This window comes from Streptomyces fradiae ATCC 10745 = DSM 40063, from assembly GCF_008704425.1.
Taxonomy (GTDB): Bacteria; Actinomycetota; Actinomycetes; order Streptomycetales; family Streptomycetaceae; genus Streptomyces; species Streptomyces fradiae.
Window position 1 is genome coordinate 4,209,291 of sequence record NZ_CP023696.1, and the last position, 19,883, is coordinate 4,229,173.

Genomic DNA, 19,883 nt, shown 5'->3' on the forward strand with positions numbered 1-19,883 from the left:
GACGACCCGTTCCGGCCCCTCCGGCGGTGCCCGTGCATGCCTGGTCAGGCGTGACCCCCGCCACTTTCGCGCATGCTTCCCGCTTCCCCGGGCAGGGGCTCGGCTCGCCGGTCACGGACGGTCCTGACCGCACCGGGTACGGAAGGCAACACGAGCAGTGTCGGAGCACCGAGAGAACAGCATCTTCGTGGCGGGGGAGTGGCGGACGGCCGCTTCCGGAGCCACCCGAGAGGTCCACGACCCCGCCGACGCGACGGTCCTCGCGGTCGTCGCGGAGGGCGGGCGCGAGGACGCCGACGCCGCGATCGCCGCCGCACACGAGGCGTTCGGCGACGGCCGGGGGCCCTGGCCCGCGACCCCGGTCGCGGAACGGGCCGCCCTGCTGCGGCGCGTGGCCGACCTCCTCCAGCGCGACCGCGAGGAACTGGGCCTGCTGGAGAGCCGGGACGCGGGCAAGACCCTCGAAGAGGGCCGCGTCGACATCGACTGCGTCACCGACGCCTTCCGCTACTTCGCCGACCTGGTCGCGGCCGAGGGCGCCGGCCGCGTGGTCGACGCCGGGTCACCCGACCTGCACAGCGTGGTCGTCCACGAGCCGGTCGGCGTGTGCGCGCTCATCACGCCCTGGAACTACCCGCTGCTCCAGGCCAGTTGGAAGATCGCGCCCGCCCTCGCCGCCGGGAACACCGTCGTCGTCAAGCCGAGCGAGATCACCCCGCTGACGACGATCGCCCTCATGCGGCTCCTCGCCGAGGCCGGTCTGCCCGCCGGGGCGGCCAACCTCGTCACCGGCCCCGGCGACCCCGTCGGCGCCCGCATGTCCGAGCACCCCGACGTGGACCTGGTCTCCTTCACCGGCGGCCTGGTCAGCGGCACGAAGGTGATGCGCGCCGCCGCCGACACGGTCAAGAAGGTCGCGCTGGAACTCGGCGGCAAGAACCCGAACGTCGTCTTCGCCGACGCCTGCGCCACCGCCGAGGGCTTCGACACCGCCGTCGACCAGGCCCTGAACGCGGCGTTCATCCACAGCGGCCAGGTCTGCTCGGCCGGCTCCCGGCTGATCGTCGAGGAGTCCCTGCGGGAACGTTTCGTCGCCGAGCTGGCCCGCCGCGCCGAACGCATCCGCCTCGGCCGCGGCACCGACCCGGACGTCGAGTGCGGCCCCCTCGTCTCGGCGGCCCAGCTCGCCCGTACCGAGGAGTACGTCGCCTCCGCCCTCGCGGAGGGCGCCGTCCTTCGTGCCGGTGGCGAGCGCCCCGCCGAACCGGGCCTCGCCGACGGCTGGTTCTACCGGCCCACCGTCCTCGACCGCTGCCACCGCGGCATGCGCGTCGTCCGCGAGGAGGTCTTCGGGCCGGTCCTCACCGTCGAGACCTTCCGCACGGAGGACGAGGCCGTCGCCCTCGCCAACGACACCGAGTACGGCCTGGCCGGCGGCGTCTGGACCGCCGACGCGGGCCGCGCCCGCCGGGTCGCCGGGCGGCTGCGGCACGGCACCGTCTGGATCAACGACTTCCACCCGTACCTGCCCCAGGCCGAGTGGGGCGGCTTCGGCAAGAGCGGCGTCGGCCGCGAACTCGGGCCCGCGGGCCTCGCCGAGTACCGCGAGAGCAAGCACGTCTACCAGAACCTGGCCCCGCGCCCCGTGCGCTGGTTCAAGGGCTGAGCGGGCCGCCCCGGCCGAACCCCGGGCGCCCCGGCCCCGCCGGGCGCGCCCGTCCCCGGCCGGCCCGCGCGCCACGCGTCCCGTGCCCGCCGTCCCACCGGTACGCGACGCGCGCCACGCGTTCCGTGCCCGCGCCCTCCGCGGTCCCGCGCACCGGGCACACCGGCCCGCGCACCGGGCCCGCGGGCACGTGGGCGGTTCCGGGCGCGCGACCGGCGCCGACCGGCGCCCGACCACCACGGCGGCGCCCGACCCCCGCACGTCACGCCAACACGTCACGTCACGCAGGAAAGCACTCACCCATGAACACCACCCCCGAGAGCACCGCCTCCGAGAGCACCGCCCCCGAGAGCACCGTCCCCCGGCCGACGGCCGCCGAGCGGCCCGACCCGGGGCCCGCCACCTCCGGCACCCCCACCGAGTACGACTACGTCATCGTCGGCGGCGGCACCGCGGGCTCCGTCATCGCCCACCGCCTCACCGCCGACCCCTCCGTCACCGTCGCGGTGATCGAGGGCGGCCCGGACGACCGCGACCGGCCCGACGTCCTCACGCTCCGCCGCTGGCTGGGGCTCCTCGGCGGCGACCTCGACTACGACTACCCCACCGTCGAGCAGCCGCGCGGCAACTCCCACATCCGCCACAGCCGCGCCCGCGTGCTGGGCGGCTGCTCCTCCCACAACACGCTCATCTCGTTCAAGCCGCTCCCGTCCGACTGGGACGAGTGGTCCGAGGCGGGCGCCGAGGGCTGGCACGCCGCCGCCATGGACCCGTACTACGACCGGCTCCTCAACCACATCGTCCCCGTCGACGAGAAGGACCGGAACCCCATCGCCCGCGACTTCGTCGACTCCGCGCAGCGCGCGCTCGGCGTCCCGCGCGTCGAGGGCTTCAACCGCGAGCCGTTCCACGAGGGCGCCGGCTTCTTCGACCTCGCCTACCACCCGGAGGACAACAAGCGGTCCTCCGCGTCCGTCGCCTACCTCCACCCCGTCATGGACGAGCGCACCAACCTCCGCATCCTGCTGGAGACCTGGGCGTACCGGCTGGAGCTGGACGGGACCCGCGCGCGCGGTGTGCACGTCCGCGCGGCCGACGGCACCGAGACGCTGCTGACCGCCCGCCGCGAGGTGGTCCTGTGCGCCGGCGCCGTCGACACGCCCCGCCTGCTGATGCACTCCGGCATCGGCCCGAAGCGGGACCTGGAGGCGCTCGGCATCCCCGTCGTCCACGACCTGCCGGGCGTCGGCGAGAACCTGCTCGACCACCCCGAGTCCGTCATCGTCTGGGAGACCCACGGGCCCATCCCCGACAACTCCGCCATGGACAGCGACGCCGGGCTGTTCGTCCGCCGCGACCCCGCCGAGCCGGGCCCGGACCTGATGTTCCACTTCTACCAGATCCCCTTCACCGACAACCCCGAGCGCCTGGGCTACGAGAAGCCCGCGCACGGAGTGTCGATGACCCCGAACATCCCCAAGCCGCGCAGCCGCGGCCGCCTCTACCTGACCAGCGCCGACCCGGAGGTGAAGCCCGCGCTGGACTTCCGGTACTTCACCGACGAGGACGACCACGACGCGCGCACCCTCGTGGACGGCATCCGCCTCGCCCGCGAGATCGCCCGCACCGAGCCGCTCGCCGGGTGGCTGAAGCGCGAGGTGTGCCCCGGCCCCGAGGTGACCGGCGACGAGGAGCTGAGCGAGTACGCCCGCAAGGCGGCCCACACCGTCTACCACCCGGCCGGGACGTGCAGGATGGGCGCGCCCGACGACGAACTGGCCGTCGTGGACCCGAGCCTGCGGGTGCGCGGGGTGGAGGGGCTGCGCGTCGCCGACGCGTCGGTGTTCCCGACCATGACGGCGGTCAACCCGATGGTGGCGGTGCTCATGGTCGGGGAGAAGGCCGCCGAGCTGCTGGGCGGTGACGCCCGATGAGCGCCCACGCCTCCGCGGCCCCCGCCTCCCGTAGCGCCTTCGCCTCCCGTACCGCCCCCGCCGACCCGTCCGCCGGTCCCGGCACGCCGGTCTTCGCGGTCCGCGACCTGTGGAAGGTGTTCGGCCCCAAGGCCGAGCGCGTCCCCGGCGACGCGGCCCTCGCCGACCTGCCCCCGGCCGAGCTGCGGGCGCGCACCGGCTGCACCGCCGCCGTCCGGGGGGTCTCCTTCGACGTCCACAAGGGCGAGTCCTTCGTCGTCATGGGCCTGTCCGGCTCCGGCAAGTCGACCCTCGTGCGCTGCCTGACCCGGCTGATCGAACCGACCTCCGGCACCCTGGAGATCGACGGCGACGACGTGCTCGCCATGGACCGCGCCCGGCTGCGCGAACTGCGCCGCCGCCGCGCCGCCATGGTCTTCCAGCACTTCGGCCTGCTCCCGCACCGCTCCGTCCTCGACAACGTCGCCTACGGCCTGGAGATCCAGGGTGTGGGCCGGGCGGAGCGGCGCGAGCGCGCCGCCGGGTTCGTCGCCAAGGTGGGCCTCGCCGGGCTGGAGCACCGCAGGCCCGGCCAGCTCTCCGGCGGGCAGCAGCAGCGCGTCGGCCTCGCCCGCGCCCTGGCCGTCGACCCGGAGGTGCTGCTCTTCGACGAGCCGTTCAGCGCCCTCGACCCGCTGATCCGCCGCGACATGCAGGAGGAGGTCGTACGGCTGCACCGCGAGGAGGGCCGCACGATGGTCTTCATCACCCACGACCTCGGCGAGGCGCTGCGCGTCGGCGACCGGATCGCCCTCATGCGCGACGGCCGCGTCGTCCAGCTCGGCACGCCCGAGGAGATCGTCGGCGCGCCCGCCGACGACTACGTGCGCGACTTCGTCCGGGACGTGCCGCGCGAGCAGGTCGTGACCGTCCGCACCGCGATGCGCCCGGTCACCGCCGACGACGCCGCGCACGGCCCGGCGGTGCCGCCCGGTGCGACCGTCGCCGAGGCGATCACGGCCGCCGCGCACGGCGGCGGCGCCCCGGTGCGCGTCGTCCAGGACGGCCGCTGCCTGGGCGTGGTGGACCCGCAGACCCTCCTGGGGGTCGTCGCGGGGGTCGCGGCTCCCGGCGGGAGGGCGGCCGCATGAGTTCCACCACCGCCCCGAAACAGGGACCGGGCGGCAGGCGCCCCGCGCGGCACGCCGACCCGGACCGCACCGGCCGCCCCGCACCCGCCGACCGCACCGCGACCGGCGCCCCGGAGGCGGGCGCGCACGACGGGCCCCCCACGACCGTCGTCCGCGCCCGCGCGGCGGACCGCCCGGAGACCGCGACCGAGGCCGGTACCGCGACCGAGGCCGGTACCGCGACCGAGGCCGGTACCGCGACCGGCGCCAGGACCGGGCCCGGTACCGGCGCCGAGCCCGCCCACGTCCCCGCCCCCGCCCCCGCGTCCGGCACCGGCTCCGGCACCCGGGTCGCGACCGGCGACGCGGGTGCCGGCACCGCTGCCGCGCCCCGCGACGCGACCGGAACGGCCGGGAGCCGGGCTCCGGGCCACCGCCCCGGCCGGTGGCGGCGGTTCGCCGCGGCCGGGCTGCCGCTCGTCGCCGTCGTCGTCGCCGGCGCCCTCCTCCTCGGGGGCGGCGGCTGGCCCGCCGGGCTGACCGTGGACATCTCCGGGCCGCTCGACGGCGCCAACCGGTGGGTCCTCGACCACCGCGACACCCACCCCCTCTTCCTGTACTTCCTGCTCCACCTCTCCAACACGGCCACCGACGCCGTGGACGTCGTCTACGAGGCGCTGGCCGCCATGGGCTGGCCGGGCGTGCTGACCGCCGGGGTGCTGCTGGCCTGGCGCGCCGCGGGCTTCGGCCGGCGCGGCGCGCGGGTCGCGGCGGTGGCGCTCGTGGCGCTCGCCGCGTGCGGGCTGCTCGGCATGTGGGACGCCACGCTGCTCACCCTCGCCCTGATGGTGGTCGCCGTGGCCGTGGCCGCGCTGCTCGGCGTGCTCATCGGCCTGGCCGCCGGTCTCTCGGACCGCGTGGACCGCCTGATGCGCCCGGTGCTCGACACCATGCAGGTGCTGCCCGCCTTCGCGTACCTGCTGCCGTTCGTGCTGGTCTTCGGCACCGGCACGCCCGCCGCGCTGTTCTGCACGGTCATCTACGCGGCGCCGCCCATGGCGCGGCTCACCGCGCTCGGCCTGCGCTCCGCCGACCCCGGTGTCCTGGAGGCCGCCGCGTCGCTCGGCGCGAGCCGCCGCCAGCGGCTGTGGACCGCCCGGCTCCCGCTGGCCCGCCGCCAGATGCTGCTCGGCCTCAACCAGACGATCATGATGGCGCTCTCCATGGTGGTCATCGCCGCTCTCGTCGGCGCGGGCGGCCTGGGCGAGGAGGTCTACTCGGCGCTCTCCACCGTCGACGTGGGCAGGGCCCTCGCCGCGGGCATCCCGATCGTGCTGATCGCCGTCTGGCTGGACCGCACCACCGCCGCCGCGGGCGACCGGCTCGGCGAGGGCGAGGGCGCCTCCGGCCGCCGGGGCACGCCGCGCGGCGGAGCCGCCTGGGCGCTCGCCGCCGCGGGCACCCTCGCGGCCGTGCTCGCGGGCCGGGCGCTCGGCACGCGCTGGCCGCGCGACTGGACGTACGACATCTCCACCCCCGTCAACCAGGCGCAGGACTGGGTGGTCGGCCACCTGTCCACGGGCGTGCCGCTCGTCGGCGGCACCCAGGTCTGGTCGGACGCCTTCACCCTGGGGCTGCTCAACCCGCTGCGGGACGGCCTGCAGGGGATGCCCTGGTGGGCCCTGCTGCTCGTGGTCGCCGTGCTGGCCCGGCTGGTCGGCACCTGGGCGAGCGCACTGACCGCGACCGCCGCGCTCGCCGCGACCGGGGTGCTCGGCGTGTGGACGAAGTCCCTCGACACCCTGTCGCAGGTCGTCGCCGCCCTGGTGGTCACCCTCGCCGTCGGCGTGCTCACCGGTGTGGTGTGCGCCCGTGTGCGGGCGGTCGAACGCTGGCTGCGGCCCGTGCTGGACACGCTCCAGACGATGCCGCAGTTCGTGTACCTGATCCCGGTCGTCGCGCTGTTCGGGGTCAGCCGCGCCGCGGCGATCATCGCGGCGGTCGTGTACGCGCTGCCCGCCGTCATCCGCATCACCACCCAGGGCGTGCGCGAGGTCGACCCGGCGGCGCTGGAGGCGGCCCGCTCCATGGGCGCCTCCGCCCGGCAGCAGCTCTTCCAGGTGCAGCTCCCGCTGGCCCGCCCGGCGCTGAAGCTGGCCGTCAACCAGGGCGTCGTGCTCGTCCTCGCCGTGGTCGTCGTCGGCGGCCTCGTCGGCGGCGGCGCGCTCGGCTACGACGTGGTGAAGGGTCTCTCGCGCGGCGAGATGGGGCTCGGCATGACCGCCGGACTGGCGATCGTCTGCCTCGGCCTGGTCCTCGACCGCCTCACGCAGCCCGCCGCGCGCGAGCGGCGCGGCAGCTGAGCCTCCCGCGTCCGGCCCGCCGACCGGAAGCCTCCCGCGTCCGGCCGGCGGGCCACCGCCCGCCTCCCCCCTTCCCCCCTTCCCCTTCCGCCCCCGCCCCCGAGGAGCACCCCCATGCCCAGAGCCGGCGCCCACCCCGCCCGCCCCGCCCGCCCCGCCCGTGCCCGTACGGGTGCCGGGCGCGCCGTCCGGGCCGCGACCGCCGTCGCCACCGCCCTCGGCGTGCTGGCCCTCGGCGGCTGCGGCGCCGCCGAGACCGGCAGGTCCCAGCAGGCCGGCAACGGCGGCAACACCGTCACCCTGACCGTCCCCTCCTGGGTCGGCGCCCAGGCGAACGCGGCCGTCGCCGCGTACCTCCTGGAGAACGAGCTCGACTACGAGGTCAGGACGAAGCAGCTCGGCGAGGTCCTGGCCTGGGACGCCCTGTCCAAGGGCGACGTCGACGCGATCCTGGAGGACTGGGGCCACCCCAAGGAGGAGAAGCGGTACGTCGAGGAGAAGAAGACCGTCGTCAGCGGCGGCGACCTCGGCGTGACCGGCCACATCGGCTGGTACGTCCCGAAGTACTTCGCCGACGCCCACCCGGACGTGACGGACTGGAAGAACCTCGACAGGTACGCGAAGGACTTCGCGACCGCCGAGAGCGGCGGCAAGGGCCAGATCCTGGAGGGCTCGCCCGACTACGTCACCCACGACGACGCGATCATCAAGAACCTCGGGCTCGACCTGAAGACCACGTACGCGGGCTCCGAGGCGGCGCAGATCACCGCGATCAGGAAGTACGCCGAGGAGAAAAAGCCGTTCCTCACCTACTGGTGGACCCCGCAGTGGCTGAACGCCCAGGTCGACCTGGTGGAGGTGAAGCTGCCCGCGTACGAGGAGGGCTGCGACGCCGTCCCGGAGAAGGTCGCCTGCGGCTACCCGGAGACACCGCTGCGGAAGTACCTGAACGCGGACTTCGCGAAGAACGGCGGTGAGGCCGCCGAGTTCCTGAAGAACTTCACGTGGACCACCGAGCAGCAGAACGAGGTCGCGCTGATGATCGCCGACCGGAAGCTCTCGCCGGAGGCGGCGGCGGAGAAGTGGGTCAAGGACAACGAGGCCACCTGGAAGGCGTGGCTCCCCAGGTGACCCCGTGACGGCCCCCGCCCGGCGCCGCCCGGCCCGGCCGTTTCAGCCGGTGACGGTCCCGTCCTCCCGCAGCGCGGCCGCGATGTCCCGCAGGGCGCGCGTCGCCCGGCGGTGCAGGTGCGGTCCGTACGTGACCCGGGAGGCGCCCAGCCGCCCCAGCTCGGCCGGCGCCGGGCCGCCTGGCGCGGCGAGGGCGTTGAGCGGCACGTCCACCTCCGCGCGCAGCACCGGCAGTACCTCCGGCGGCGCCTTCAGCGGGTACACGCCGTCCGCGCCCGCCGCCGCGTACAGGCGGGCGCGGCGCACCGTCTCCGCCACGTCCCCCGCGCCCCGCACGTACGTGTCCACGCGGGCGTTGAGGAAGACCTCCCCGCCGACGGCGGCGCGGAACTCCGCCAGCCACCGCGCGTGCGCCCCGGCGTCCCGCAGCCCGTCCGCGTCGCCGTCCTCCAGGTTCACCCCGGCGACCCCGATGTCGAGGACGCGGGCCGCCAGCTCCCTCGCAGGCAGCCCGTAGCCGCCCTCCAGATCGGCCGAGACGGGCACGTCCACGGCGCGGACGATCCGGGCCACCGCGGCGAACATCTCGCCGGCGGGCGTGCGCCCGTCCTCGTACCCCAGCGACGCCGCCACCCCCGCGGACGGCGTCGCCAGCGCCGGGAACCCGGCCTCGGCGAGGACACGGGCGCTCGCCGCGTCCCACGGGCCGGGCAGGACCAGCGGGTCCCCGGGCGCCCGGCCGTGGTGCAGCGCCCGGAACACCCGGCCGGGCCCCGCACCGGCTCCGGCAGCGCCGGGCCCCGGCGCCGCGCCCGCCCGGGTCACGCGTTGTGGCCCTTGAACTGGCCCGGTGTGTAGTGGCCGGGGACCGAGCGGCACGTCACGGCGATCCGGTTCCACGAGTTGATCACGATGATCGCGGAGATCAGGTGGGCCAGCTCGGCCGGGTCGAAGTGGGCCGCCGCCCGCTCGAAGACCTCGTCCGGGACGAAGCCCTCCGTCAGGAGCGTGACCGACTCGGCCAGTTCGAGGGCGGCCAGCTCCTTCTCGGTGTAGAAGTGCCGCGACTCCCGCCAGGCGCTGAGCTGCACGATCCGCGCCACGTCCTCACCGGCGGCCAGCGCGTCCCTGGTGTGCATGTCCAGGCAGAAGGCGCAGTTGTTGATCTGCGAGCTGCGGATCTTGACCAGCTCGACCAGCACCGGGTCGAGGCCCTGGTGGGCGGCGGCGTCCAGCCGGACCATCGCCCGGTACACCTCGGGGGCCAGCTCCGCCAGATTGAGCCGGGCCGGGTGCTCGGGGGCGTAGCCGCCGGTCGCGGGGGCGGCGCCCGCGTGGCTGTCCTCGGGGGTGGCGTCCCGCTGGTCCTGCTGCGTGTTCGTCGTCGTCATGTCCTCGACGCTACGCCGGTGTTGGCGCCCCGGTATGGTCCACTTCCATGACGGAATCGCGGGCCATTTCCGCTGCGTTCGGCGGCGTCGACCTCCATCTGGACATCCGGGGCTCCGGGGTGCGCGCCGGGCTGATGGGCGCCCTGCGCGACGCCGTGCGGACCGGGCGCCTCGCCCCCGGCACCCGGCTGCCGTCCTCCCGTACGCTCGCCGCCGACCTGGGCGTCGCCCGCAACACCGTCGCCGACGCCTACGCCGAACTGGTCGCCGAGGGGTGGCTCACCGCCCGCCAGGGTTCCGGGACCCGTGTGGCGCCCCGCGCCGCCGCCGCGCCCGCCCGGCGCCCCGCGTCCGCCGCCGCCCTGCCGTGGCAGCGCGCCCGCCCCCGCCCCGGCCGGCCCCTGCACACCCTCCACCCCGGCACGCCCGACCTCGCCTCCTTCCCCCGCTCCGACTGGCTCAAGGCCGCCCGCCGCGCCCTGCTGAACGCCCCGCACGAGGCGTTCGGCTACGGCGACCCGCGCGGCCGGCCCGAGCTGCGCGCCGCCCTCGCCGAGTACCTGGCCCGCTCGCGCGGCGTGCACGCCGAACCTGACCGGATCGTGGTCTGCTCCGGCTTCGCCCAGGCGCTCATGCTGCTCGCCACCGTCCTGCGGGGCCGCCGCGTCCGGGAGGTCGCGGTCGAGTCGTACGGGCTCGACGTGCACTGGGGCGCCCTCACCGCCGCCGGGCTGCGCACCCCGGCGCTGCCGCTCGACGGGGACGGCACCCGCGTCGAGGCGCTCACCGCCGGGGGCGGGCCCCGCCCCGGCGCGGTACTGATCACGCCCGCCCACCAGTTCCCGCTGGGCGGCGCCCTCGCGCCGGAGCGGCGCAGCGCGCTGGTCGACTGGGCCCGCACGTCCGGCGGGCTGGTGCTGGAGGACGACTACGACGGCGAGTTCCGGTACGACCGGCAGCCCGTCGGCGCCCTCCAGAGCCTCGACCCCGAGCGGGTCGCGTACCTGGGCACCGCCAGCAAGTCCCTCGCGCCCGGCCTGCGGCTCGGCTGGATGGTCCCGCCCCGGCACCTGCTGGAGGAGGTGCTGGCGGCGAAGGGCGACATCGAGTGGGCGACGAGCGCGCTGGACCAGCTGACCCTGGCCGAGTTCCTGTCCTCCGGCGCGTACGACCGGCATGTGCGCGGCACGCGGCTGCGGTACCGGCGCCGCCGCGACCAGCTCGTGGCGGCGCTCGCCGAACGGGCGCCCGGCGTGCGGGTCACCGGCATCGCCGCCGGGCTGCACGCCGTGCTCACCCTCCCGCCCGGCACCGAGCGCGCCGTCCTGCGCGCCGCCGCGCTCCAGGGCCTCGCCCTCCAGGGCCTGGACGCCTTCCGCCACCCCGACACCCCGCCCGGCCGCGACGCCCTCGTGGTCGGCTACGCCACCCCCACCGACAGCGCCTGGCCCGGCGCCCTGGACGCCCTGTGCAGGGTCCTGCCCTGAGCGCGGGGCCCACCGGCCCGCCTCCGGCGGCGCGGCCGCGGCCTCCGGGTCCGTCCGCCGTCGCGCCGCCACCCCGGAACGCCGCCCTCCGCGCCCGCCCCTCCCTTCGGCCGGCCGGAAGGGCACGGCTAAGGTGTCCGGCGTTCGACGCGTTCGCTTGACAGGAACACGGGGGAGAGAGAAATGCGCAGGTTCCGTTCGAGTCATGTCGTCCTGGGGGGCATGGGGGCGCTCGCGCTCACCCTGACCTCCTGCGGGAGCTCCGAGCCCGACCGGCGGTGTGTCGACCGGGTCACCCGCGACGTCCTGCCCGACTACAGCTGCAGCGACAACCGGGGCAGCGGCGGCAGCGGCGGTGGCGGCGGTGGGTCGTACTACTACGGCGGGTCCACCCGCAGCGGCAAGGTCGAGGGCGGCAGCTTCGACAAGGCGGCCGTCCAGCGCGGCGGCTTCGGCTGCTCGGGCAGCGGCGGCGGCTGAGCCCGGAGCCGTACGCACCCATGGAACGCCACACCATCGAGCCCCGCCCCGACTGGCAGCGCATCGTCGAGGAGCAGGGCTGCGTCTACCCGCTCACCCGCCACCCCGACGGCACGCTGCGCCCCTACTGGGACGAGAGCGCCTACTACTCCTTCACCCTGCCTGAGGTCGAGGCGCTGGAGGAGACCGTAGAGGAACTGCACGGCATGTGCCTGGCCGCCGCCGCGCACATCGTGGAGCAGGAACGTTTCGCCGAGCTGGGCATCACCGACCCGCGGCTCGCCGCGCTGGTCGCCGAGTCCTGGCGGCGCCGTGCCGAACTGCCCTCCCTGTACGGGCGGTTCGACCTGCGCTACGACGGGACGGGCCCCGCCAAGCTGCTGGAGTACAACGCCGACACGCCCACCTCGCTCGTCGAGGCGGCCAGCCCCCAGTGGTTCTGGATGGAGGACCGCTTCCCCGGCGCGGACCAGTGGAACTCCCTCCACGAGCGGCTGGTCGACGCCTGGCGGCGGCAGGCCCGCCTCCTGCCGCCCGGCCCGCTGCACTTCGTCCACTCCGAGGGCGACGAGATCGGCGAGGACCTGATGACGGTCGCGTACCTGCGCGAGACCGCCGAGCAGGCCGGCATCGCCACCGACGCGCTGTCCGTCGAGCAGATCGGCTGGGACCGGCTGGCCGGCCGCTTCGTGGACGACCGGCTGCGCTTCATCCGCAGCTGCTTCAAGCTGTACCCGTGGGAGTGGCTGGTCACCGACCCGTTCGGCCCGCACGTCCTGGACACCCTCGACAACGGCGGCGGCACCGGCAGCACCTGCTGGATCGAGCCCGCCTGGAAGATGCTGCTGTCCAACAAGGCGCTCCTCGCCGTCCTGTGGGAGCTGTACCCCGGCCACCCCAACCTGCTGCCCGCCTACCTCGACGGCCCGCGCGAAACGGCCGCCGACGGCGGGTACGTCGCCAAGCCGCTGCTGGGCCGCGAGGGCGCCGGGGTCACCGTCCACGAGCCGGGCGCCGACCCCGTCGTACGGCCCGAGCCGTGCTGCTACCAGGGCCTCGCCCCGCTCCCCGACTTCGACGGCAACCGGGTCGTGCTCGGCGCCTGGGTCGTGGAGGGCGAGGCGGCCGGGCTCGGCATCCGCGAGTCGTCCGGCCTCGTCACGGACGGGTACGCGCGCTTCCTGCCGCACGTCATCCGGTGACCCCGCCGGGCCGGTGACCCCGCCGGCCCGGCGCGGCGCGGCCCGGCGCGGCACACAGCCCGGCCCGGCCCGGCGCGGCCCGGCCCGGCGCGGCACACAGCCCGGCGCGGTCCGGCGCGGCCCGGGAACCCGTACCGGATGCCCGGCGCCGCACGGCCCGGCCGGGCGGCGGACGCCCGCAGCGGCCCGCGCCCCCCGCTCAGCTCCCCGCCAGGACCTCCCGCAGCCGCTCCAGACCCCAGTCCAGATCCTCCTTGGACACCATCAGCGGCGGAGCCAGCCGGATCGTCGAGCCGTGGGTGTCCTTGACCAGCACGCCCCGCTCCATCAGCCGCTCCGACACCTGACGGCCCGTCCCCACGGCCGGGTCCAGGTCCACCCCCGCCCACAGTCCGCGCCCGCGCACCTCGCGCACGGCGCCCCCGCCCACCAGGAGGCCCAGCTCGCGGTGGAGGTGCTCGCCCAGCTCCGCGGCCCGCCGCTGGTACTCGCCGGTCCGCAGCATCGCCAGCACCTCCAGCGCCACCGCGCAGGCCAGCGGGTTCCCGCCGAACGTCGAACCGTGCTCGCCCGGCCGGTGCACCCCCAGCACGTCCGCCCCCGACACCACCGCCGACACCGGCACGACCCCGCCGCCCAGCGCCTTGCCGAGCACGTACACGTCCGGCACGACGCCCTCGTGGTCGCAGGCGAACGTCCGCCCGGTGCGGCCCAGGCCCGACTGGATCTCGTCCGCCACGAACAGCACGCCCCGCTCGCGGGTCACCCGCCGCACGCCCGCCAGGTAGCCGGGCGGCGGCACCAGCACGCCCGCCTCGCCCTGGATCGGCTCCAGCAGCACCGCCACCGTCTCGTCGGTCAGCGCCGCCTCCAGCGCCGCCAGGTCCCCGTACGGCACGACGTCGAAGCCCGGCGTGTAGGGGCCGTACGCGTCCCGGGCCTCCGGGTCCGTCGAGAAGCTGACGATCGTCGTCGTCCTGCCGTGGAAGTTGCCCGCCGCCACCACGATCCGCGCGGCGCCGTCCGGGACGCCCTTGACCCGGTAGCCCCACTTGCGGGCGGTCTTCACGGCCGTCTCCACCGCCTCCGCGCCGGTGTTCATCGGCAGCACCGTCTCCATGCCGCAGAACTCCGCCAGCTCCCGGCAGAACGCTGCGAACCGGTCGTGGTGGAAGGCGCGCGACGTCAGCGTCACCCGGTCGAGCTGCGCCTTGGCGGCGTCGATCAGACGGCGGTTGCCGTGCCCGAAGTTGAGCGCCGAGTACCCGGCGAGCAGGTCGAGGTAGCGGCGCCCCTCGACATCGGTCATCCAGGCGCCCTCCGCCGTCGCCACGACCACGGGCAGCGGGTGGTAGGTGTGGGCGCTGTGCGCCTCGGCGGCGGCGATGGCGTCCTGCGTTGCCGACACGGGGTCTCCGTTCGTCGTCGTACGGCCGGTCCTCTCCATGGTCGCTCTCCACGGCCGCTCGCCATGCGGACGACGGGGCCCCGGCGCGGCGGCGGCGGATAGGGTGGACGGCACGCGCGGCGACTGGCGTACGGGGAAGCGACCCCGGGGGAGCCGTGCGCGGCAGACCGCACGGGGCGCCGCCCGCCTGGGCCCCCGGGGAGACAGACGAGCTGCCCACCCCGGAGGAACGCCATGACGCGCCCGCCCACGCCCGCCGCCACCCCCGCGCCGGAAGCCCCCGCCGCCCCGGCCCCCGCGCCGGAAGCCCCCCTCGCGCCCGCGCACCCCGCCCTCGCCGCCGCCGACCCGGAGCTGGCCCGCCTCGTCGCCGCCGAGGAGCGCCTCCAGGCCGACACGCTGCGCCTCATCCCCAGCGAGAACTACGTCTCCGCCGCCGTCCTGGAAGCCTCCGGCACGGTCCTGCAGAACAAGTACAGCGAGGGCTACGCCGGCCGCCGCTACTACGAGGGCCAGCAGGTCATCGACCAGGTGGAGCGGCTCGCCACGGACCGCGCCAGGGCCCTCTTCGGCGTCGACCACGCCAACGTCCAGCCCTACTCCGGCTCGCCCGCCAACCTCGCCGTGTACCTGGCCTTCGCCCAGCCCGGTGACACCGTCATGGGCATGGCACTGCCCATGGGCGGCCACCTCACCCACGGCTGGGGCGTCTCCGCGACCGGCAGCTGGTTCCGGGGCGTCCAGTACGGCGTGCGCCGCGACACCGGGCTGATCGACTTCGACGAGGTCCGCGACCTCGCGCTCAGGGAGCGCCCGAAGGTCATCTTCTGCGGCGGCACGGCGCTGCCCCGCACCATCGACTTCGCCGCCTTCGCCGGGATCGCCCGCGAGGCGGGCGCCGTCCTCGTCGCCGACATCGCCCACATCGCGGGACTCGTCGCGGGCGGCGCCCACCCGTCGCCCGTGCCGCACGCCGACGTCGTCTCCACCACCACCCACAAGACCCTGCGGGGCCCGCGCGGCGCGATGCTGATGTGCCGCGAGGAGCACGCGAAGGCGATCGACAAGGCCGTCTTCCCCGGCCTCCAGGGCGGCCCGCACAACCAGACCACCGCCGCCATCGCCGTCGCCCTCCACGAGGCCGCCCAGCCGGCCTTCCGGGACTACGCCCACCGGGTCGTCGCCAACGCCCGCGCGCTGGCCGCCGCCCTCCTCGACCGCGGTTTCGACCTGGTCTCCGGCGGCACGGACAACCACCTGGTCCTCATCGACCTCACCGGCAGGGACGTCCCCGGCAAGACCGCCGCCAAGGCCCTGGACCGGGCGGGCGTCGTCGTGAACCACAACACCGTCCCGTACGACCCGCGCAGGCCCTTCGACCCGTCCGGCATCCGCATCGGCACCCCGTCCCTCACCTCGCGCGGCCTCGGCACCGAGCACATGGCCGCCGTCGCCGACTGGATCGACCGGGGCGTCGCCGCCGCCCGCACGGGCGACGAGGACGCCCTCGCGGTGATCCGCGCCGAGGTCGCGGACCTCATGGGCCGCCACCCCGCACCCGGTGTCCCCGCCTGACACAGGCGCCCCGCCCGCGGTCGGCCGGTTGTCCACAGGCCGTCCCCAGCTGCCCGCCGGACCTGAGAGAATGAGCGGCATGGCCTCTGCTGACCCTCGTGTGCTCTCCGGAATCCAGCCGACCGCGGGCTCCTTCCACCTCGGCAACTACCTCGGCGCGGTCCGCCAGTGGGTCGCGCTGCAGGAGTCGCACGACGCCTTCTACATGGTCGTCGACCTGCACGCGATCACCGTGCCGCAGGACCCGGCCGAGCTCCGTGCCAACACCCGCCTGGCCGCCGCCCAGCTCCTCGCCGCCGGACTCGACCCGGAGCGGTGCACGCTGTTCGTGCAGAGCCACGTCCCGGAGCACGCCCAGCTCGCCTGGGTGATGAACTGCCTCACCGGCTTCGGCGAGGCGTCGCGGATGACGCAGTTCAAGGACAAGTCCGCCAAGCAGGGCGCCGACCGCGCCACGGTCGGCCTCTTCACGTACCCGATCCTCCAGGTCGCCGACATCCTGCTCTACCAGGCCAACGAGGTCCCGGTCGGCGAGGACCAGCGCCAGCACATCGAGCTGACCCGCGACCTCGCGGAGCGGTTCAACACCCGCTTCGGCGACACGTTCACCGTCCCGGCGCCGTACATCCTCAAGGAGACGGCGAAGATCTACGACCTCCAGGACCCGACGGCGAAGATGTCGAAGTCCGCCGCGACGCCCAAGGGCCTGATCAACCTCCTCGACGACCCGAAGGCCACCGCCAAGAAGGTCAAGAGCGCCGTCACCGACACGGACACCGTGATCCGCTTCGACCCGGAGGGCAAGCCCGGCGTCAGCAACCTCCTCACGATCCTGTCGACGCTCACCGGCACCCCCGTCGACGACCTGGTCAAGGGGTACGAGGGCAAGATGTACGGCGCCCTGAAGACGGACCTCGCCGAGATCGTGGTCGACTTCGTCACACCGTTCAGGACCCGCACGCAGGAATACCTGGACGACCCGGAGACGCTGGACTCGATCCTCGCCAAGGGCGCCGAGAAGGCCCGCGCCGTCGCCGCGGAGACCCTCGCCCAGACCTACGACAAGGTGGGCTTCCTGCCCGCCAAGCACTGAGGCCGGACGGCTCTGGCCACCGGAGCGGCGCAGGCGCCACACTGGCGGGCGACCCGCGGGCCCGACCGCCCGCCCGGGACCGCCCGCCCGGACGACACGACCGAAGGATGAGGAGAACGACGTGGGGACCGTAACGCTCGGCGTTTCGATCGCGGTCCCGGAGCCCTACGGCAGCCTGCTCCAGCGGCGGCGCGCGGGCTTCGGCGACGCCGCGGCCCACGGCATCCCCACGCACGTCACGCTCCTCCCGCCGACGGAGGTGGACGCCGGGCGGCTGCCGGAGATCCGGTCCCACCTGGCCGCGGTCGCCGCGGCCGGGCGGGCCTTCCCCATGCGGCTGAGCGGCACGGGCACCTTCCGGCCGCTCTCCCCGGTCGTCTACGTCCGGGTCGTGGAGGGCGGCGAGGAGTGCGCCCGGCTCCAGCAGCACGTCCGGGACGCGTCGGGCCCGCTCGTCCGGGAGCTGCAGTTCCCGTACCACCCGCACGTCACGGTCGCGCACGGCATCGCCGAGGAGGCGATGGACCGGGCGTTCGAGGAGCTGGCCGGCTTCGAGGCGGCGTGGACGGTCAGCTCGTTCGCCCTGTACGAGCAGGGCGCGGACGCGGTGTGGCGCAAGCTCCACACGTACGAGTTCGGCCGCCCCGGCCCGGCCCGCACGATCCCCGCCCAGGGCGCCCCGGCCGACGACCCGGCCCCCGCCCCGTACGGGGGCTGAGACCCGGCCCGCGCGGTGGGCGGGGCGTTCGGTGGTAGGCGTAGCGCCATGGACTGGCTGACCAAGCTCCCCGTCATCGGCCCCTGGGCCGCCCGGCTGACGCGCACCCACGCCTGGTACGCCTACGAGACGCTGGACCGCGTCCACTGGGCGCGCCTCGCCGCGGCGATCACCTTCATCAGCTTCCTGTCGCTGTTCCCGCTGATCACCCTGGGCGCCGCGATCGGCGCCGCCCTGGTGGGCGACGAGCGGCTGCGGACCGCCCAGGACAAGATCAGCGAGCAGGTGCCGGGCATCTCCGACCAGCTCGACCTCGGCTCCCTGGTCGAGAACGCCGGCACGGTCGGGCTGGTCGCCGGCGCCGTGCTGCTGTTCACCGGCATCGGCTGGGTCGGCTCGCTGCGGGAGTGCCTGCGCGCCGTGTGGGGCCTGGACGGCGCCGACGACGGCAACCCGGTCGTCCGCAAGGGCAAGGACGCGCTGCTGCTGCTCGGCCTCGGCGGCACCGCGCTCGTCTCGCTCGCCGCGTCCACGCTGGGCGCCACCGCCGTCGGCTGGGGCGCCGACCGGCTGGGCGTCCCCGAGGGCGGCGCGGGCGGTGCCCTGCTCCAGGTCGCCGCGCTCCTCGTCGCCGTCGTCGCCGACTTCCTGCTCCTGCTGTACCTGCTGACCCTGCTGCCGGGCGTGGAGCCGCCCCGCCGCGACCTGGTGGCCGCCGCGCTGATCGGCGCGGTCGGCTTCGAGCTGCTCAAGCTGCTGCTCGGCGGCTACATGCGCGGGGTCGCGGGGAAGTCGATGTACGGGGCGTTCGGGGTGCCCGTGGCGCTGCTGCTGTGGATCAGCTTCACCGCCCGGCTGCTGCTGTTCTGCGCCGCCTGGACCGCCACGGGAGACCGCCGCGGGTCCGCCGAGGACGCCGGCGGCAGCCCTCCCGGCGGCAGCCCCTCCAGCGCGGGCCCGCACCCCGCCGCCGGCTCTCCCGCCGGTCGCTCCGCCGAAGGCCGTCCCGCTACTGGCCCTTCCGCGCCGGCCACCGCCGATTGATCAGGAACGCCCCGCCCGCCACCGCCGCCAGCACTCCGGCGACGACCGCCAGCGCCGTCCCCGCCCCGCCCGAGCCGGCCTTCGCGGTCCCGGCGACGGCGGCCTCCGCGGCCTCCCCGGTGGTGTTCGGCCGGTTCACGTCCGGCCGCGCGGGCGAGGCGCTCGGCGCCGTACCGGTCCGCGCGGACCTCGGCGGGACGAGCTGCCCCACCGGCCGCACCTTGCCGGCCGCCGCGAACCCCCAGTCGAGCAGCCGCGCGGACTCCTTGTAGACGGCGTACGGCTCCTTCGACGACGGGTTCATCACCGTCACCAGCAGCACCCGGCCGCCCCGCTCGGCCACCCCGGTGAACGTCGAGCCGGCATGGGTCGTCGTGCCGTTCTTCACGCCGGCTATGCCCTTGTACGGAGCCACGCCGTTCGCGCCGGTCAGCAGCCGGTTGGTGTTCTGGATCTCGAACGTCGGGCGCTTCTTGCCGGGCGTCTCCTCGCCGGGGAACTGCGTCCGCACGGTCGAGCAGTACGCGCGGAAGTCCGCGTTCTGCATGCCGCTGCGGGCTATCAGCGTCAGGTCGTACGCGGACGACACCTGGCCCGGCGCGTCGTACCCGTCCGGGGTCACCACGTCGGTGTCCAGCGCCTGGAGCTCGTCGGCGCGGGCGTTCATCTCCCGCACCGTCTTGGCCATGCCGCCGTTCATCTCCGCCAGCGCGTGCACGGCGTCGTTGCCGGAGCGGAGGAACACCCCGAGCCACAGGTCGTGGACGCTGTAGGTCTGCTTCTCCTTGATGCCGACCAGACTGGAGCCCTCGCCGAGGCGGGACAGCTCGCCGGAGGCGACCAGGTGCCGCCGGGTCTTCGGGAGCTTCGGCAGCAGCGTGTCCGCGAAGAGCATCTTCATGGTGGACGCGGGCGCCAGCCGCCAGTGGGCGTTGTGCGCGGCGAGCACGTCGCCGCTCTCCGCGTCCGCGACGATCCACGACCGGCCGCTCAGCTCCTTCGGGAGGACCGGAGCCCCGTTCGCCAGGTCCACCCGCGTGCCCGGCACGCCCAGCCGGGCCCCGCCCACCGTCGACATCCGCGCGGGCGGCTTCGGCTGCGGCGCGGGCTGCGGCGAGGGCGCGCCGGGCGGGGCGGCGGGCGGGGCGGCGGGCGGTGCGGCGAGTGCGGGGCCGGCGGCGGCGAGGGGGAGCAGCACGGCGGTGGCCGCGGCGACGGCGGCCTTCTTGAGAGCATGCACGTTCGAGAACGTACCGGCACCCGGCGCCTGCGCCGACACCCG

16 protein-coding genes are annotated in these 19,883 nt (G+C 75.5%); 12 read left to right on the plus strand and 4 right to left on the minus strand.

Translation table 11 applies throughout. The features are described 5' to 3' along the window. Positions 1-157 precede the first annotated feature (157 nt). The 5 genes from CP974_RS18930 (at position 158) to CP974_RS18950 (ending at position 8,203) form a co-directional block, all read left to right on the plus strand. Entirely contained in the window at positions 158-1,666 is a 1,509-nt protein-coding gene (locus CP974_RS18930) for an aldehyde dehydrogenase family protein (protein WP_031128717.1), read from the plus strand. A gap of 302 nt (positions 1,667-1,968) precedes the next feature. After that, positions 1,969-3,600, plus strand: coding sequence for a GMC family oxidoreductase (locus CP974_RS18935; protein ID WP_078915340.1), 1,632 nt, complete (start codon positions 1,969-1,971; stop codon positions 3,598-3,600). Next, positions 3,597-4,730, plus strand: a complete 1,134-nt coding sequence (locus CP974_RS18940; RefSeq protein WP_078915341.1) for a quaternary amine ABC transporter ATP-binding protein — start codon at positions 3,597-3,599, stop codon at positions 4,728-4,730. Before CP974_RS18935 ends, CP974_RS18940 begins: the two co-directional genes overlap by 4 nt. Beyond that, on the plus strand, positions 4,727-7,072 hold the full coding sequence (locus CP974_RS18945; protein ID WP_140160830.1) for an ABC transporter permease: 2,346 nt from the start codon (positions 4,727-4,729) through the stop codon (positions 7,070-7,072). The genes CP974_RS18940 and CP974_RS18945 overlap by 4 nt, the downstream gene beginning before the upstream one ends. A 114-nt stretch (positions 7,073-7,186) precedes the next feature. Beyond that, positions 7,187-8,203, plus strand: a complete 1,017-nt coding sequence (locus CP974_RS18950) for an ABC transporter substrate-binding protein (RefSeq protein ID WP_078915713.1) — start codon at positions 7,187-7,189, stop codon at positions 8,201-8,203. A gap of 42 nt (positions 8,204-8,245) precedes the next feature. On the opposite strand, the gene CP974_RS18955 is transcribed toward CP974_RS18950, so the two are convergent. Both CP974_RS18955 and CP974_RS18960 read right to left on the minus strand, forming a co-directional pair. Beyond that, entirely contained in the window at positions 8,246-8,965 is a 720-nt protein-coding gene (locus CP974_RS18955; RefSeq protein WP_031133257.1) for an isocitrate lyase/PEP mutase family protein, read from the minus strand. A 59-nt stretch (positions 8,966-9,024) separates the two neighbouring features. After that, positions 9,025-9,594 (minus strand): carboxymuconolactone decarboxylase family protein, encoded by a 570-nt coding sequence (locus CP974_RS18960; RefSeq protein WP_031133258.1) that lies wholly within the window; start codon positions 9,592-9,594, stop codon positions 9,025-9,027. Between the two features lie 47 nt (positions 9,595-9,641). On the opposite strand from CP974_RS18960, the gene pdxR reads away from it, so the two are divergent. From pdxR to CP974_RS18975, 3 genes are all read left to right on the plus strand, one after another. Next, positions 9,642-11,081: a MocR-like pyridoxine biosynthesis transcription factor PdxR gene (pdxR, locus tag CP974_RS18965; RefSeq protein WP_031133260.1), complete on the plus strand. Its 1,440-nt coding sequence runs from the start codon at positions 9,642-9,644 to the stop codon at positions 11,079-11,081. A gap of 183 nt (positions 11,082-11,264) precedes the next feature. Beyond that, positions 11,265-11,561 (plus strand): hypothetical protein, encoded by a 297-nt coding sequence (locus CP974_RS18970; RefSeq protein ID WP_031133261.1) that lies wholly within the window; start codon positions 11,265-11,267, stop codon positions 11,559-11,561. Positions 11,562-11,581: 20 nt separating this feature from the next. Further along, positions 11,582-12,763, plus strand: a complete 1,182-nt coding sequence (locus tag CP974_RS18975; protein ID WP_031133263.1) for a glutathionylspermidine synthase family protein — start codon at positions 11,582-11,584, stop codon at positions 12,761-12,763. 199 nt (positions 12,764-12,962) lie between these two features. Here the strand turns inward: CP974_RS18975 and rocD are convergent, their stop codons facing one another. After that, positions 12,963-14,171, minus strand: coding sequence for an ornithine--oxo-acid transaminase (gene rocD / locus CP974_RS18980; protein WP_031133265.1), 1,209 nt, complete (start codon positions 14,169-14,171; stop codon positions 12,963-12,965). A gap of 234 nt (positions 14,172-14,405) precedes the next feature. Here rocD and glyA point away from each other — a divergent pair, with 234 nt between their 5' ends. The 4 genes from glyA (at position 14,406) to CP974_RS19000 (ending at position 18,601) form a co-directional block, all read left to right on the plus strand. Further along, entirely contained in the window at positions 14,406-15,746 is a 1,341-nt protein-coding gene (gene glyA / locus CP974_RS18985) for a serine hydroxymethyltransferase (RefSeq protein WP_031133267.1), read from the plus strand. Positions 15,747-15,825: 79 nt separating this feature from the next. Then, a complete protein-coding gene (gene trpS, locus CP974_RS18990) occupies positions 15,826-16,839 on the plus strand; it encodes a tryptophan--tRNA ligase (protein WP_031133269.1) in 1,014 nt (337 codons plus the stop codon). A gap of 121 nt (positions 16,840-16,960) precedes the next feature. Beyond that, positions 16,961-17,557 (plus strand): 2'-5' RNA ligase family protein, encoded by a 597-nt coding sequence (locus tag CP974_RS18995; RefSeq protein ID WP_031133271.1) that lies wholly within the window; start codon positions 16,961-16,963, stop codon positions 17,555-17,557. A 48-nt stretch (positions 17,558-17,605) separates the two neighbouring features. Further along, positions 17,606-18,601: a YihY/virulence factor BrkB family protein gene (locus CP974_RS19000; protein WP_051839628.1), complete on the plus strand. Its 996-nt coding sequence runs from the start codon at positions 17,606-17,608 to the stop codon at positions 18,599-18,601. Here the strand turns inward: CP974_RS19000 and CP974_RS19005 are convergent. Continuing rightward, entirely contained in the window at positions 18,567-19,841 is a 1,275-nt protein-coding gene (locus tag CP974_RS19005; protein ID WP_031133274.1) for a D-alanyl-D-alanine carboxypeptidase family protein, read from the minus strand. The genes CP974_RS19000 and CP974_RS19005 overlap by 35 nt on opposite strands. Positions 19,842-19,883 lie beyond the last annotated feature (42 nt).